Below are 15690 nucleotides of genomic sequence, written 5' to 3'. Positions count from 1 at the left end.
CGCAGTTATGGCTACACAAGAATCAAAAAATGACGAAAGAGTTTCTCCTTACACTGACGAAGAGTTGGAGTATTTCCGTGAGATCATCATCAAGAAAATGGAAGATGCGGAAGAGGAATTAAATGCCCTGCAGCGCTCTCTGCGTGAAAGCATGGAAAATTCTTCGGATGAATCAGCCTATTCTTATCATATGGCTGATGCCGGAACAGATGCACAGGAGCGCGAAAAAACGTATATGCTCTACAACCGTACTCGTAAATTCGTCAAATATCTCGATGATGCTCTCAAGAGAATCGACAACAAAACGTACGGAGTTTGCAAGGTTACCGGAAAGAAAATTTCCAAAGGTCGTCTTGAGGCGGTTCCTCATACACAGCTCAGTATCGAAGCAAAACTGAAACGCCGATAAGCTCCGTAGTTTGAACTCAAAAAAACTTCAGGCTCTTTTTGTGCCGGCCGTTATCGTGCTGGTGCTCGATCAGCTTTCTAAATGGTGGATACGAACAACACCCGAATGGCAGAATAAAACGATCATTGACGGTTGGTTGCAGTTCTATTTTACCAAAAATCCAGGCATGGCCCTCGGGATAGATGTACTTTCTACGCCCGTCATCAGCATAATTGCGATCCTTGCCGTTACCGGGATTCTCATCTATATCCTGCGTAATATGGGGGAAGCGAATATGGGATACCTGATCTGTATGGGGTTGATCTTGGGTGGGGCTTTTGGAAACATCTCTGACCGCTTGTTCATGGCGTTGATCATGGATTACGGAGGAGTACTGGAAGGACATGTCGTTGATTTTATTTATTTCTCCCTCCAGATCAACGAATGGACGGTTTTTCCTTACATTTTTAATGTGGCTGATATTGCCATTTCTTGCTCCATCATAACGCTGTTGGTGTTTAACAAGAAATTATTTGTACACCATGATGTGGTCGTCGAGGAAGAGGTAGCCACAAACCAAGATGATTTTTCTCACGATCAGGATATCACTACAGATCAGTCTGCGCCCGAAAACAAGTAGAAGAGAAACCTCACTTTTTTGACTCCCTAAAAATAGGGTCGGTGAGATATAGATAAATTCAGCATATTGAACCCGGTTCAACAAAAAAGAAAGTGAAGCTTAGCTATTCTCTTCCCCTTCAAACGGATAGCGTTGGGTCGAAAAATCAAAGTTGTCTTCGATAGGAACCTGATCTACAATTTCCAGCCCAAAACTTTTGATCCCGATTCTTTTAACAGGATTATTGGTCATCAATTTCAGCTTTCTGATGCCCAGTGAACGCAGGATCTGAGCACCCACTCCGTAGTCCCGGGTATCACTTCTTGGGGTGATGTCCTCCTCGTTCTCCATCACTTTACCCTGTTGTAAAGCTTTCAGGGTTTTAAGCTGATTCACCAGCACAGAACCTCGCTGATTTCGATTCATATAGAGAACGACTCCCTTTCCTTCGCGCTCTACCTGTAACATGGCCTGGTGTAGTTGTTCGCTGGTATCTTTATTTCGGGCTCCAAAAATATCGCCGATCAGGTCAGAAGAATGTACCCGGGTGAGTACAGCTTCTTCTTTGGTCCAGCTGCCTTTGGTGAGGGCAAGATGAATATCACCGGTTAGTTTTTCTTCAAAAGCATGAAGGTTGAAGTCGCCATACATAGTGGGTAATCCAACATCCATTACTTCCTGCACCAAGGTCTCGTTTTCGTTGCGGTAAGCGATGAGATCCTTGATGGTGATGATCTTCATCTCAAATTCTTCCGCCATTTTGACGAGCTCTGGCACACGAGCCATTTCCCCATCTTCCTTCATGATCTCGCAAATGATACCAACGGGTTTCAATCCTGCAAGTCGGGCAAGGTCGATGGCAGCTTCCGTATGACCTGCCCGCCGTAAAACACCGCCTTCAACCGCAAGGAGTGGAAAAACATGTCCCGGCCGACGGAAATCGACCGGTTTGGAATTGTCACTGGCAAGCTCGCGGATGGTATTGGCTCGGTCCGCTGCAGAAATGCCGGTGGTGGTCTTTCGTTTATGATCTATAGAAATGGTGAAGTTTGCCTCGTCCGGATCGGCACCTTCTTGCACCATATGATGCAGGTTCAGCTTATCCGCTTTTTCTTTGGTGATGGGAGCGCAAACAAGTCCGCGGCCATGTGTTACCATCAGGTTGATGGCTTCGTTGGAAACCATTTCAGCGGCCATCAGGAAATCGCCTTCATTTTCGCGGTCTTCATCATCCACTACGATGACGATCTTGCCATTTTTGATGTCTTCAATGGCTTCCGGGATGGTATTAAAATGGAATTCCTGAGTCATGGGTTTTGGTTTGGAGTATGATTCAACTAATTGTCATCCTGAGCGATTGCTAAGTTAGATTCTGAACCATTGTTTAACGCGAAGGATCTCAAATTCTTAATGATGAAAGTTATCAAAGCTTGAGACTCTTCGCGATGACTTTCTTTCCAAAATATTAAAACTAGGCGCTCAGAGTGACAACAAAAAAGGGTTAGTTAATCTTTGCCTTGTTTGTTAGGATTTACATCGGTAACGGCAGATTTCAGCATGCGAATCTTAGTGCCACTGTCAATATCAAGGAGAAACTCATTTTCTTCGATCTTATCCACAATGCCGATGATGCCTGAAGAGGTAACCACTTTGTCGCCCTTTTTCATTTCAGAAACTTTTTGCTGAATCTCTTTTTGGCGTTTGCTTTGCGGACGAATAATAAAGAAATAGAATACCAGGAAAATAGCGCCTAAGAAAACCAGGTTAATGATTCCGGCATTTGGGTCATCAGGATTGCCCATCAAAAATAAAGGTAGAAATTGCATAGTCGTGTTATTGATATGATTTAATTTGTTTTGCTCCGCAAAGATACAAATTCCTGTACTGAAAAATGACGGTAAAGCTCAGGCAGAATTACTTCACAAATTTCATCAAAATCTTGCAAGACCTTTTCAGTATTTCCCGCAAAATCCGCCGAGATAGTAAGTAAATCGACTCGCTGAGTCGTTAAGGTGAAATCAAGATTGATTCTTTTACTTTAATTCTGAATCTGGAAAATCAAAAAAGCCCACTTTTCTCCGTTTTTTAGCTAAAAAGCGACTTCAGAAACTTCTGATGCTTCTCTTTGTTCTTCACAATTAACAGGGGAATTCCGAAAGAGTAATACGTCATTTTATCGGTGAAATCATCCCGCAAAATACTGGTGATTTTTTTGGAAGATTTCGCGCCAACTACGATCAGGTCGGACTGATTACGGACGACTTCATCGTACACATCATCACCTAATCGGCCTTCTTTGTGTAAAGTAAGCGTGAAGTCGATATCATCGGGAATCTCATTTTCCGAAATAAACTGATCTCGTTTTTCCTCCAGGTGATTTTTGATCGTGTCTTTTTCCTCATCGGAAGGCATGTATGGGAAAAAATGAGACGGGTATTTAAAAATATGCTGTGCGATTACCGATCCATTACTGGAATTGGTAAAATGGCGAGCCAACATGAGTGAATGGGCAGATTCTTTTGAAAAATCAACCGGAGCCAGAATGTTATTCATTGCATATCGGCTGGTTTCCGGGACAAACAAGATGGAAGCCGGAACATATTTTACGATACGGCGGGCGATCACGCCTTCGCCCACATAGCCGGTTTTTTTGCCCATCAGCAGGAGATCAGGATCCATGGAATTCATAAGTTCTATAATCTGATCGGTGGGCCGGCCTTCTTTGATGATGACTCGGATCTCGATATCCCCATTTCCAAAATGCCGGTTTACCTTTTCATTAAGCTCTTTTCTGATCACATCCTCGAAATCCTCAGTGGTATCGATGTCTGGAAATAAGTCTGCCATCTCCTGTGCTACATTGCCGGACTCTATTACATGCAAAAAAGAAATGGTTTTGGGTTCAATGACAGATGTTAAAAAATGGGTGTATCCAATCAGGATGTCATCCATTTTGGAAAGATCAAGGCATACAAACCAGTGGTCAAAATTCTTCATAATATTGTACCTCTTATTGATTCTCTTTTTGATGTTTGATGGTCTCTTTTACCAATTTTTTGTAATCCTCGCGCTCTTTGTCCTTCACTTTTTGATGAAGTTCTTTGTACTCGCGGCTGAGCCCCTGGCGCAAACTATAGCACATCAGCAACAGAATGAGTACAAAAGGTAATCCAGTACTAATTGATGCTGTTTGTAAGGCACTTAATCCGCCTCCTATAAGCAAGATCGCGGCAACCAGGCCCTCGGTTTGAGCCCAGAAAATACGCTGTCCCACCGGGGCGTCAAGCTTGCCGCCGCTGGTGAGTCCGTCAATAACGAGTGAACCGGAATCGGAGGAGGTCACAAAGAAGCTGAGGATCAAAACAATGGCGATTACGGAGGTGATCATACCAAGTGGAAATTGTTCAAGGAAAACAAACAGGGCCGTAGCTACATTATTATTCACGGCATCACCAAGATTTCCGATTCCATTCATTTCAAGGTTAATGGCCGAGCTGCCAAAAGCAGACATCCATAAGAACGTTACGATACTTGGAACGATAAGCACTCCCAAAATGAATTCTTTAACGGAGCGTCCTTTCGATATCCTCGCGATAAACATTCCAACGTAAGGCGACCAGGAGATCCACCAGGCCCAATAAAAAATGGTCCACGAACCTTGCCAGTTGGTGCCGGCATACGATTCAGTCCAAAAGCTGAAGGTAGCCACTGAGCTAAAATATCCTCCAAAATTCTGGATAAAGGAATCCATGATAAAGATGGTAGGCCCTACCAGGATCATAAATAACAAAAACAGTGCAGCGATCCGGACATTAAGTTCACTGAGCACCCGAACCCCTTTATCGATACCTAAGACCACGGAAACGGTAGCAACTCCTGTAATCGCAACGATGATGCCAACCTGCAGGAAGATGTTATCAGGTAATCCAAACACATGATTCAATCCGGCACTTACTTGCAGAACACCGAGCCCTAACGAAGTAGCCAGTCCAAATAAAGTAGCCAGTACGGCAAGAACGTCGATCACATCACCCATCCAGCCTTTAATGCGATCTCCGATCAGCGGATAAAAGACCGAACGAAACGACAAAGGGAGTCCCCGGTTGAACGCGAAAAAGCCCAGCGATAAACCCACAACAGCATAAATAGCCCAGGCATGAAAGCCCCAGTGCAAATACGTCAGGTTCATAGCCTGTTGTGCTGCTTCAACGGTTTCTCCTTCAGCCATGGGAGGGGACAGGTAATGGAAAACCGGTTCAGCTACACTCCAAAACATAATGCCAATACCCATTCCGGCGCTGAACAGCATTGCAAACCAAGCCATGGTGCTAAAATCGGGTTCAGCATCTTTACCGCCTAATCGAATGTCTCCAAAACGGCTAAAGGCAATAAAAAGAGAGAAGACAATGAAAACGTTAACGGCTATCACGAACAACCAGCCGGCATTATCGGTGATTGCAGATTGAATAGTGCTGAAAATCTCTTCAGCTTGATCTCCCAATAAAAGAGTAGTGATGATCATTGCTGTGATCAAAAAAACAGACGGCCAGAAAACCGGTTTGTGAATATCAAAATACTTTTTGATGCCTGTTCTTTTACCAGGCTCTTGTTCTTCTCCTCGAATTGCCATGATCGTTTTTTTAGATGTTAAGATTAAGACTAACGACTTTAAAACGGGATTTGAGAAACGGTTGAGAACCACACTAATAGCGTGAATAAATACACCCGAGTAAAATGGTCAGGTTGCTGTCCTTCAATAATTCATGCAACCTTGTATTCATTCGTAAAGTGAACGAAGGTATCGATTATAAAGAGAATGGTGTCATTATAATTCCATAAACACTAATCATAATGATGTTTAGTATCAAGTTCATTATAAACTGTGTTTTGAGGTTTTTAAAAGAAAACGGTCTATACTTTTGAATAAAAGGGAGGATTTTATTTACAAGAGTTGCAATTTCAGTATGAATAGTGTTAATTCAAGATGAATTAAGGGGTTAAAAAGCTACTAATGTTAAAATATACGTTGATAAAAGCTTTAGATGGGGAGGAGCGGGCTGTAAATCGCCTTTGTAATGAATTCCGGCGAATTTCTGTAGCCTATCTTCGCACCAAGGCTAATACAAATACTTTCTTGCTTGATCATTTATACAAGAATATAGATGACCTGGCTTTGGACTGTATTGCGGATTTGTTCGGAAGACAGGATCATTGCTTCAAGGGAATCGAAGACTTCATCAGCAGAGAGGAAGCCGAAAAACTTAGTGAAAGTCAGATTGAGGTTAAGATCAGGCAGCTCATTTTCAGCAAGGTGAATGATGGATTGTATCGAAACTATAAAAAGCTCGATCCTTCTCTTTCACGGATCATCCGAAACCTGAAGCGAACACTGGATGAGGATAAGGTCAGCCGCGCCAGTTACGATGCTAACACCGGGGAGATCTTAACCGGCAATGTTGAACGAAAACTTCCCAAAATCTCGGATGAGATCCTGGAGATCAAACTCTCATCGCGCTATGCTGAGATCAATAACAGTGTAGATGCGGTTCAGTCGCTGGTTGAAATACTTGATGAATCGGAAGCATATGCCCCGCGGTTTAAGCTGATAAATTATGCGGTGATCTTGAGGAAGGTGTCAGCTTACAGGCTTGAAAATGAGGAAGAGCAGGATCAGGATCACCCCGGAAAAAAGCATGATAATGAGACTCTCAAAAAAACACTGCGGCAATGCATAAACGAGGAGAAAAAGCACCTGACCAAAACCTATGTACTTTCAGATAAGCTCAGCAGGGAGCAATTGGATAAATACCTGATGGCTATTGAAGATATCATAATTGCCGATTTTATCTGTGAAATGCCCCGTGAGGGCTATTTTGAGCATGTTGAATTTCATTTTCCGGAGTTAACGTATGATCGATACCGGGCCGATCACCGTCCCATTGTAGAGTATATCACAAAGAAGTTAAGAGGCCGGTTTTTATCTCAAATAAGAAAACAGGAAAATTTCAGCAGATCGTAATATTGGCAATGATAGAAGTATAAGTTAATAAAAAGGACAGTTTTTGAAGAGAATCAGTGAACATACCATTGAGCAGTATATTCGGTTTTCCTATGAATTAAGCACTGCAAAGAAAGAAGAGATCCGAAAGGCAATAGAGGAGTCTGCAGAAGCTAAAAAGATCTATGAATTTTTGGTCAAATATTATCAAGAATTGGATCGCTTATCGGATACACGGACTTCTATTATTTCGCTGAAGGCATTCAGGTATGATTCGAAGGAACCCGGCCCTGTTGTATTGGCTGCCATGACTTCAGAGCAGAAAAAAAGATCGTTAACAACCAAGGCTACCCTGGTTTCAGAAGAATATAAAACGTTGGTAAGGGTACTCGAGAAAGAGGCTGATCACAGTCTCCAATTCCATGTTATTTCCGGGGACTCAGATCGAAGCAGGTACGCAATACTTTCGTTGGTGAATCCGGAAATTGATTTGGTTACGGATCAAAACGGCAAGCTTAAGGATGTTCGAAATTTATCAGATCTGAACTGGGATTCCATTTCATCGATTCTTCGGGTACCGGTGATGCTTGTTGAGGTCGATCCTAAAAAAACAGAAGCGTTCCGTTTGGCAAACCAAGAAAGTGTTGGGTTGGGTTTGCATGGAAAAACTCTGGAAGTTCATCTTTCTGAAGAAAAGACCCGGTTCTCCAGGATGCTGTTGGTACAAGAAGAATATTCAGAATTAAAGGTAATCAACCAACAAAAACTATCCTTCGAGCTGCCAAGTGTTGACAAGGAATGTACACTCTGTTTCTACGAATAAGATATGTATTGAATATTATAGAATTAGCCGGTTTTGGATCCAATAAAAATTGAAAAGTTATTCGAGAAAGTAAGTTCCGAGCTAAAACTTGCAGGATCCGAACGGACACAGCTCTTTTTGATTTACGAATTCTTATCTAGCCTTAACGGTAAGTATCGGGCCTATGACAGTTACATTATTCAGCTGTTTGATGCATTTCCAACCCTGAACCAGCCGTTACTTTTCACCGGAATAAATCCTGAAGAGTTTGCAAGGGTCATCAACGATTGTGAAAAAGTGATCTCCGCCATACCGGAGTTAAAGGAAAAAGAGTTGATGAGGAAAATAGATTTCCTGAAATCAGGGCTTTACCAAATTCATGATTGGTTAGGATTAAAAAACGAGGCAGAACTAAGGAGAGAACTGCTGCCTGCACAAATGGCGACTGGGCAAAAAAGAGGTAAAGAAAAATCAGCAAGTGAAGTTTTAGTACCGGTCGTTGAAACGTCAGGGAATTTTCAGTCAAAAGGACGGTTACGCAGGCTAAAAGTAGAAGTGGTAGGCGCTTCCACATCAGAAAAAGCAGAATTACGACCTGTGTTTGGGGTGATAGGGGCAAACGCAGGGAGTTTGGGTGAGCAAGCGGCAGAAGCGGCGGTGAAGTTGCTCAAAGAAAGTACGGGGAAGCGGAGTTTCTGGAAAGGAACTGCCAGTTTTGAGTTAAGCCATGCATGGCACGCCGGTGATTCTGCGAACCTTGCCTTAAGCGGACTCTTTTATTGTGAAATGCTGCGAGCCGAAAACAGGAGAGAATATTTCAGACTAAATCCCGGCATTGCGATCACAGGAAATATCGATGAACAAGGAAATGTGCTGCCGGTTGATGCCGGGACCATAAGGTACAAGATCGAAGCGGCCTTTTATTCATGGGTTCAGGTGTTGGTAGTGCCCCTGGAGCAGGTTGAGGAAGCCACAAATTACCTTGGTGAACTTGAAAGCGAGTATCCCTCCCGCAATTTGGTACTGAAAGGAGTGGGCCATGTAAGAGAATTATTTTATGACCGAAGGCTCACCATGCACAAGCAACGATCGGTAATCAAACACACCTCCATGCAAATATGGAGACACCGCTACAACTGGGCCTTTCTGCTGGTAGTGTTGGTTTTGTTAGGCGTTATCGGAAGGCTGATTTATGGCCCGGTGGATAGAAATCCTGCATCTATTTTATTTGATGGGAATGTTATGAAAGTCATGAACGAAAGTGGTAAAGAATTGATCGAAATAGAAATGGGGGATTACACTGTTTATTTTGAACATTACTTACCATCTGACCGGAAGAATTTAGTGAGTTTAATAGATGCTAATAACGATGGACAGAATGAAATTTTATGGACAAGTTTTCATGGCCCTGGATATGGAAGGCAAGAGTTAGTACTAGGGAATGTTGACGGAGATACACTATGGACATTTGAATATCAAGAAACATTTGATTACGAGTTCCACCCTTATGCCAATTCAGGACAGCAATATATCGAACTGATTAAAAGTGAAGATGTAGACGGGGATGGTTTAGAAGAAGCTATTATTACTACACGTCATGGGGACTACTTCCCCTCTTTTTTGTTAATTTTAGATGCAAATACAGCAGCTATTAAGAAGAAATATCTACATGCGGGTACAATTAAAGAAGTTCTGGTAACCAATATTGACGTAGACGATGAAAAAGAGCTAATCATTGGCGGGTTGAATAATTCCCTTAAGAAAGCATTCTTAGGAATTTTAGACTATAAATATATATTTGGTCAGGGAGCTGCAATAGATCGGTATAAAACCAGCGGCTATAAAGATGCAGCAGAAATGTTTTATGTGGTATTTCCTAAAACACTACCTATAGAAACCAGTGGGGGAAGAAGAGGTTTTGATACAGCTTTATATAACATATCTGAATTAGCTGATAATGGTTTAAAAGCGATAATTGCGGAAACCCATCATTTAAATGATAAAAGAATAGAGAATAATGCACAGATTTTCTATTCATTTACGGATTCTCTAAGAGTAAAAAGTATTGGAAGCTCTGATATTTATGATGAGTACGCCTGGGAAATTTACGAAAGCGGCCAAACCGATATCCTGGCAGATGGGAAATATTTAGAAACCTTCAAAGACTCCCTTCTCTACTGGAACGGAGAAAGTTTTCAGCATGAGCCTACGATGAATAAAGAATATTTACGGGCGGTTGGGGAGTTAACAGGCGGGAAATAGTCATCAAAAAAAATGACCCTCATAAAATAAATTTTCTGCAGCCCCTAAAAGAGGTAAGGATTGACGGTAGGGTTATGGGTACAAATTCACTGCAAACACACTGTGCAGTGTAGATTTCATTAAAAGCCGAATTCGAAAGAGTTCGGCTTTTTTATGCTTTATAAATGTTGATAAATATTTATTCCATGATACATTTTCCTTTAAAGTAATAGAAAATATTAGCTTTAATGCTTTGCAATTTATACTTGTGAAATGTGGATAAGTATCTTATAATCTGCATGATTGATATTACAGGGTACGACGTGCTTAATTAACCTTAAAACATTTGCTATGAATCGGGTACGTATTGGGATTTTACTTACCGGGGTAATGATACTGTTTTCGCTTACTGCGGAAGCTCAAACTCCCGGCAACCGTTCTTCTTCTCCGGATGAAACCGAAGAGGCTACCAAATATGAACAATATTATGAAGTAGTCCTGGATCGCTCTTTGCGCGAGTATTATGAAAAGGGAACGTATATAGTTGATGTAAAGGCAAGTGTGGAGAGGGTAATGGTAGCCAAGGGCTATGATGTGGTAGAACCCCCTCCTGGTATTGAGCTCGAAAATCTTCCGGGCTTGCCGGTGATTCCCCCAAACCTGCGAAATAGCCAAAATCAGCAGGACAGTTTGAAGATCTCGGGTTTTGATTCAAGCTATAAGCTCACCGGACTGAACGTAAAAGTATTGGTGGATACCTCTTATACAGATGAAGATATTGAGTTTATTGAAGAGGCAGCAGCCATGGTCACAAATGCAGATCTGCTTCGGGGTGATGTGATCACAGTTACCGAAAAGGTGTTTCCGGGAATTGAACGGGATGTTGCCCGGCCTGATGAGGAGATCCAGGCATTAAGAAGAGAGTTGATGGACCAGCAGGATGAATCCCAACAGCAATCAGAGCCCAATATGTTCTTGGGTATCGACTGGAATGATCCCAAACAATTAATGTATGTAATAGCCGGACTCGGGCTTTTATTTATAGGAGCTCTTTTATTTCTTGCATTTCGGAAGCCGGCCAGGGAAGAGCAAAAACTGTCACAATATCCTTATGAACCTAATTTCCCGGCTCAAATACAGGGGAATGGAAGTAGTGCAGATGAAGAAGCTAAAAATGAAGTTCGTGAGATAAAAGGGGACAAGCAGCAGCAATTTGAGAAAGATAAGATGTACATCACCAATGCATGTGTGAGTGACCCCGGTATGGTGGCTGAGCTGATCTCAGGATGGGTTGAAGATGATGAAGACGAAGGAATAGTGCGTGCCGTTCGCCATATCTACAGCGTGGACCATAAGCTGATGGATGTACTTGAAAGTCACCTTGAGGACGAAATATATAATTCTATACAGTTTGGATTGTCCAACATCGATACCATCCCCATCGAAGAAAAAGTGGAGGAAGTGGAACAGTTCAAAAAAAGTATCCAGGGGGTGAAAAAAGAACGCAGAAAGGAAGATTCGGAGTCGAACTTGTTTGATTTCCTGGATCAGTTGTCTAATCAACAGCTTATGCATCTGGTTAAAGGAGAATCCGATGAAATGACCGCGATATTGCTGGCACAAGTAGCGGGAGAACGATCCAGTTATGTATTGCAAAAAATGAAGGATCAAAAAAGGGTGTCCGTGGTATTGAAGATGGGTAAGATCAACAATATCCCCGTTTCTATTTATAAGAAAGTTGCGGCTCATTTCTCATCTAAAGCACTTTCTGTTTCGGATATGAAATTTGTGGCTGCAGATGGAGTGGAGTCTATCCTTTCTACCATCGACAGTATGCCGGTCAGTGAACAGGAAGGTTTTGTAAGCTCTATTGCCGAGCAGGATCTTGAACTTGCCAAAAAGATCAGAAAATACTTTGTGGCGTTCGAAGATATCCCAAAAATGGATGATGAAATTCTTCAGAACAGCATCGAAAGTTTGGAAACCGATAAACTCATTCAGGCTTTATATGGAGCTAAGGATGAAGTGCGGCAAAAAATTCTTCGGGTACGGCCTAAGCGGGAACAGCAACTCATACTCTCAGAATTAGGAAATACAAAAGATCTGAAGAGGGCGGAAGTTGAAAAAGCCAGGAAAGAATTGCTCAGTGAGATCCGTAAGTACCTAAAAATAGCGGGTTAGTATGATGAGAATATTTCTTGGGGCACTTCTTGTTCTGACGATCGGCTTATCAAGCCGGATACTGGCACAACAAAGTGGCAGTGCAGTAGACCGAAATGCTGAAAGTTATATGATGAGGCAGATATCATCTCAGCTTGCCTCTGAACTGAGTGATCTGCCGGTAAGTATTCGAAGGATCGCGGTCTATAAGATGAATTACAATAGCAATCGTTTCAGTAGCGAGTCAATTGCCTATATAAAAGGTGAGATCGAAGCAGTTTTTCGGGAAAATGCTCCGGTTACTGTTGTATCACCTCCTGAATTGGACCCAACGGATAAATTGAAGATCGTGGGTACCGATTCAACATTGAGACTAATGAATATCAAAGGGCGGTCATTAGCTGATATGTCGCCTGAGCTCCTCGAACAAGTGGCTGACAAGTATTCATTATCAGGACTTGTTGAACTCACAGTACAGCGAAAAACGCCGGAGGGAATGATTGTGCAGCTCAGGATGATGAGTCCCCAATCAAGGGAAGTTATCTGGGCCAGAAGTGTGGCAGCTTATCCTGTTGGTTTTCAAGAGAAAGATGATGTTGGTAAAAGAGTTGTGATCAGGTTCGGAACCACTTTAATGAGTAACGAATCCTATTCAACTTCACTGGCGCCTTCAACCGAAACACTTGTAGAAACTACCTCCTTGAATTATAGCTTCAATGTAGGATACCGACAGTCTTTCGATGCGGAAAACAGCGGTTATTTAGGCTTTTACACCGGAATAAATGTCATAAGATCGAATGAAAGCAACGAGTTTGAAGCTAACTTCTGGGAGATCGGCATCTCTTTTGACCAAGCCATATCAGCCAAGAGTGAGTCTATCAATGACTACAGGATCATGCTTGGGGTTGATGCTTCCGTGTGGCTGGTACAAGGCGATAAGGAAGGGAATATGATCTCTTTCAATCCGGCCCTGATGTTTAATATGACCCAAAATATTGGGTTCGAACTTTATGGGCAGTATTTCTTGAGTGACAGATCCATCAAAGGCGCTGATGCCTTGAGCAACACCTATACTTATGGACAATTTGGATATGGAGTGAAAGCGTATGTGCAATTCTAAGTTGATAATACCGGGGTTATTGATGATATCTTTGATCTCTGCCTGTGTGCCCTCAGAAAGTACGGTCAATGAAAACAATGGGGAAAGAAATTACACGCTGGAAGAGCTTCGTCAGCTCAACCAAATGACAACAGGAAACACTGAAGATCAGATCGTTCTCAATTACAAAAATGAAAGCTCGGGGATTCAGATAAGCCTGGATCCTGATCAGGATGAATTCTTTCTTGACCTGAAAGGCATGAAACCGGCAGAAAAGGATACGGTGGTTATAGCCGATTCTACGCTTATTAAAAACAGGGAAAATGATATTCGTGAAGTTCTGTCCAAGTTTAGGAAAGCTCAGGATCTGTTTTACCTCGAAGAATACACCGAGGCCCTGCGTTTGCTTAACGAAACGCTTGAGGTCGCAGAAACAGCAGATGCGTATGCGCTGAAAGGCACCATTCATTTTATGATGGGAAATCAGAATGCAACCCGTGAAAATTGGAATCTCGCCGTACAGATCAATCCTGATCTGCCCATCCCGAGCATTCCGGAGCTTGAAACGATCATTAATGATATAAAACTCGAAGAAGGGATAGAACCTTCTGAAGAACAAAGTCCCGGGGATGCAACCGACGAAGACGGGTCTGAGCAATAAAAAACAGCAATAAGGAGATCAATAATGAGGTTATCATTAACAAATATTCTCGGAGTACTATTTAGCCTTAGTATCCTGGTGTTCGGTGTAACCGAAGTAACCGGAGCTACTGCATATATTGAATCCATTCCGATGTTGTCAGAATATCAGTTCCTTAATATTCCCAGTTTCTTTATCGTGATCGGAGGGGTGCTTAATGCCGTATTCATAACCTATCAGCCGAGGTACGTAGGCAAAGCTTTTTTTAGTCTATTCTATTTTTTCAGCCAGTCTAAAACCAGCGGAAAAGTACTCGAACAAGATCTTGAAAATATTCTGAAATGGAACGAGGATATTCGTGAAAATAAGGTTCAGGCTCTTTCAAATCTGGAAGAAGAGCATCAGGGAGAACTCACAGGTTTCTTATTTTCACTTATAAGTACTAATTACGACAATGAAGAGGTCCGGGATTTTGGATCAAATAATATTGAAGAACATTACTACCGGAATTTGGTGGTAGTTGATGTGCTGAGAGCTATGGGAGGCGCGGCTCCATCATTCGGAATGTTTGGAACCCTCTTTGGTTTGATCGTGATGCTTGGAGAACTTGAAAATCCTTCGGCCATGGGTCCGGGATTAGCAGCTGCTTTAATTACAACACTGTACGGGATCTCTTTGGCTCGGTTCATTTTCTATCCCGTAGCAGAGAAAATTAAGAACGTGGCTCAAATGAATCGTTTCAGGGAGTACTTCATATTAGAGGGCTTGTTATTGATCAATGAAAAAAAATCTTCATTCTATATTAAAGACAAGATGAAGACCTATCTGCAAAGAGATTTCGAAGCGGACGAAGAACTGCAATTGCAAGGAGTGGGGGCTTGATGTGAAGCAGAACGGGGGCTTAGGACGCAATTCAAACGGCAATGGTGTTAATGAGGAAGAGATCCATCAGGAAGATCTTGAGTGGCTTTTGACCTACAGTGATATGATCACCCTGTTGTTAGCTTTTTTTGCTGTGTTGATCGCGGTTTCTCACGTAGATATTAACTTGTGGGAGCAGATGAAACAAGGATTGCGCTCAGAAGTAAATAAACAAGAAAATGTTCAGACTCCCCTGGCTGAGGTAAAGAAAGATCTGGACGAAAAGCTGGCTGAAGAACGTGCTGCAGGACAAGTAAATATCATTTTGGATCGTGACGGAATTAAGCTCTTTTTCAACAGCAGTTCGTTCTACAATTCCGGAGAAGCAGATTTACTGCCCACCGGACAGAATATCATCAACAAGGTAACCGAGGCCATGAATGAACTCGGGTATTATCAGTTCAAAGTTGATGTGGAAGGCCACACCGATAATGTCCCGATCAGCACGGAGCGTTTTCCATCCAATTGGGAACTTTCAGTGGCGCGGGCATCCGGTATCGTAAAATATTTTATTGATGAGGGCATTGCAGGAGATCGTCTGAAAGCATCCGGTTATGCAGATACGCAGCCCGTAGTTCCGCATACCGATTCCCTTGGGAATGATATTATCGAAAACCGTGCACTAAACCGACGGATCGTAATACGAATTTACTACTGATTTCTTATGAGATCCGGAATTTGATTTTTGATACAGTGTAGCGCATCTCCCCAGAATCGTGTGTATTCTAAGTTAACGTGAGTTCGGGATCGCGGAACACTACAGGTTCTTAATTATACATTTAATACACTCAGAGTGATAACAAATGAGAAATATTATCTCAA

At 42.3% G+C, this 15690-nt stretch carries 14 protein-coding genes; 10 read left to right on the top strand and 4 right to left on the bottom strand.

Annotated features, from left to right (window positions below):
- Positions 1 to 7 precede the first annotated feature (7 nt).
- Entirely contained in the window at positions 8 to 409 is a 402-nt protein-coding gene (locus B151_RS0111010) for a TraR/DksA family transcriptional regulator (protein ID WP_020403687.1), read from the top strand.
- Positions 410 to 419: 10 nt separating this feature from the next.
- On the top strand, positions 420 to 1028 hold the full coding sequence (locus B151_RS0111005) for a signal peptidase II (RefSeq protein ID WP_020403686.1): 609 nt from the start codon (positions 420 to 422) through the stop codon (positions 1026 to 1028).
- Positions 1029 to 1127: 99 nt separating this feature from the next.
- On the opposite strand, the gene ribB is transcribed toward B151_RS0111005, so the two are convergent.
- The 4 genes from ribB to B151_RS0110985 form a co-directional block, all read right to left on the bottom strand.
- Complete coding sequence (gene ribB / locus B151_RS0111000) at positions 1128 to 2318, bottom strand: 3,4-dihydroxy-2-butanone-4-phosphate synthase (protein ID WP_020403685.1); 1191 nt, start codon at positions 2316 to 2318, stop codon at positions 1128 to 1130.
- 194 nt (positions 2319 to 2512) lie between these two features.
- Complete coding sequence (yajC, locus tag B151_RS0110995) at positions 2513 to 2833, bottom strand: preprotein translocase subunit YajC (protein WP_020403684.1); 321 nt, start codon at positions 2831 to 2833, stop codon at positions 2513 to 2515.
- Positions 2834 to 3092: 259 nt separating this feature from the next.
- Positions 3093 to 4004: a universal stress protein gene (locus tag B151_RS0110990; RefSeq protein WP_020403683.1), complete on the bottom strand. Its 912-nt coding sequence runs from the start codon at positions 4002 to 4004 to the stop codon at positions 3093 to 3095.
- Positions 4005 to 4017: 13 nt separating this feature from the next.
- Positions 4018 to 5637: a BCCT family transporter gene (locus B151_RS0110985; RefSeq protein ID WP_020403682.1), complete on the bottom strand. Its 1620-nt coding sequence runs from the start codon at positions 5635 to 5637 to the stop codon at positions 4018 to 4020.
- Positions 5638 to 6018: 381 nt separating this feature from the next.
- On the opposite strand from B151_RS0110985, the gene B151_RS0110980 reads away from it, so the two are divergent.
- The 8 genes from B151_RS0110980 (at position 6019) to B151_RS18565 (ending at position 15526) form a co-directional block, all read left to right on the top strand.
- Positions 6019 to 7026, top strand: a complete 1008-nt coding sequence (locus B151_RS0110980; RefSeq protein ID WP_020403681.1) for a hypothetical protein — start codon at positions 6019 to 6021, stop codon at positions 7024 to 7026.
- Positions 7027 to 7069: 43 nt separating this feature from the next.
- Positions 7070 to 7828: a hypothetical protein gene (locus tag B151_RS0110975; protein WP_020403680.1), complete on the top strand. Its 759-nt coding sequence runs from the start codon at positions 7070 to 7072 to the stop codon at positions 7826 to 7828.
- A gap of 33 nt (positions 7829 to 7861) precedes the next feature.
- Positions 7862 to 10069, top strand: coding sequence for a Lon protease family protein (locus B151_RS0110970; RefSeq protein WP_020403679.1), 2208 nt, complete (start codon positions 7862 to 7864; stop codon positions 10067 to 10069).
- 330 nt (positions 10070 to 10399) lie between these two features.
- On the top strand, positions 10400 to 12229 hold the full coding sequence (locus tag B151_RS0110965) for a FliG C-terminal domain-containing protein (protein WP_020403678.1): 1830 nt from the start codon (positions 10400 to 10402) through the stop codon (positions 12227 to 12229).
- A 1-nt stretch (position 12230) separates the two neighbouring features.
- On the top strand, positions 12231 to 13328 hold the full coding sequence (locus B151_RS0110960) for a hypothetical protein (protein ID WP_020403677.1): 1098 nt from the start codon (positions 12231 to 12233) through the stop codon (positions 13326 to 13328).
- Between the two features lie 22 nt (positions 13329 to 13350).
- Complete coding sequence (locus B151_RS0110955) at positions 13351 to 13968, top strand: tetratricopeptide repeat protein (protein WP_020403676.1); 618 nt, start codon at positions 13351 to 13353, stop codon at positions 13966 to 13968.
- A gap of 24 nt (positions 13969 to 13992) precedes the next feature.
- Positions 13993 to 14829, top strand: a complete 837-nt coding sequence (locus tag B151_RS18570) for a motility protein A (protein WP_020403675.1) — start codon at positions 13993 to 13995, stop codon at positions 14827 to 14829.
- Position 14830: 1 nt separating this feature from the next.
- Positions 14831 to 15526, top strand: a complete 696-nt coding sequence (locus B151_RS18565; RefSeq protein WP_020403674.1) for an OmpA/MotB family protein — start codon at positions 14831 to 14833, stop codon at positions 15524 to 15526.
- Positions 15527 to 15690 lie beyond the last annotated feature (164 nt).

Source organism: Gracilimonas tropica DSM 19535, from assembly GCF_000375425.1.
Lineage (GTDB): Bacteria > Bacteroidota > Rhodothermia > Balneolales > Balneolaceae > Gracilimonas > Gracilimonas tropica.
Note: the sequence above shows the minus strand (reverse complement) of the source record. Positions and strands in the feature narration are given on the sequence as shown.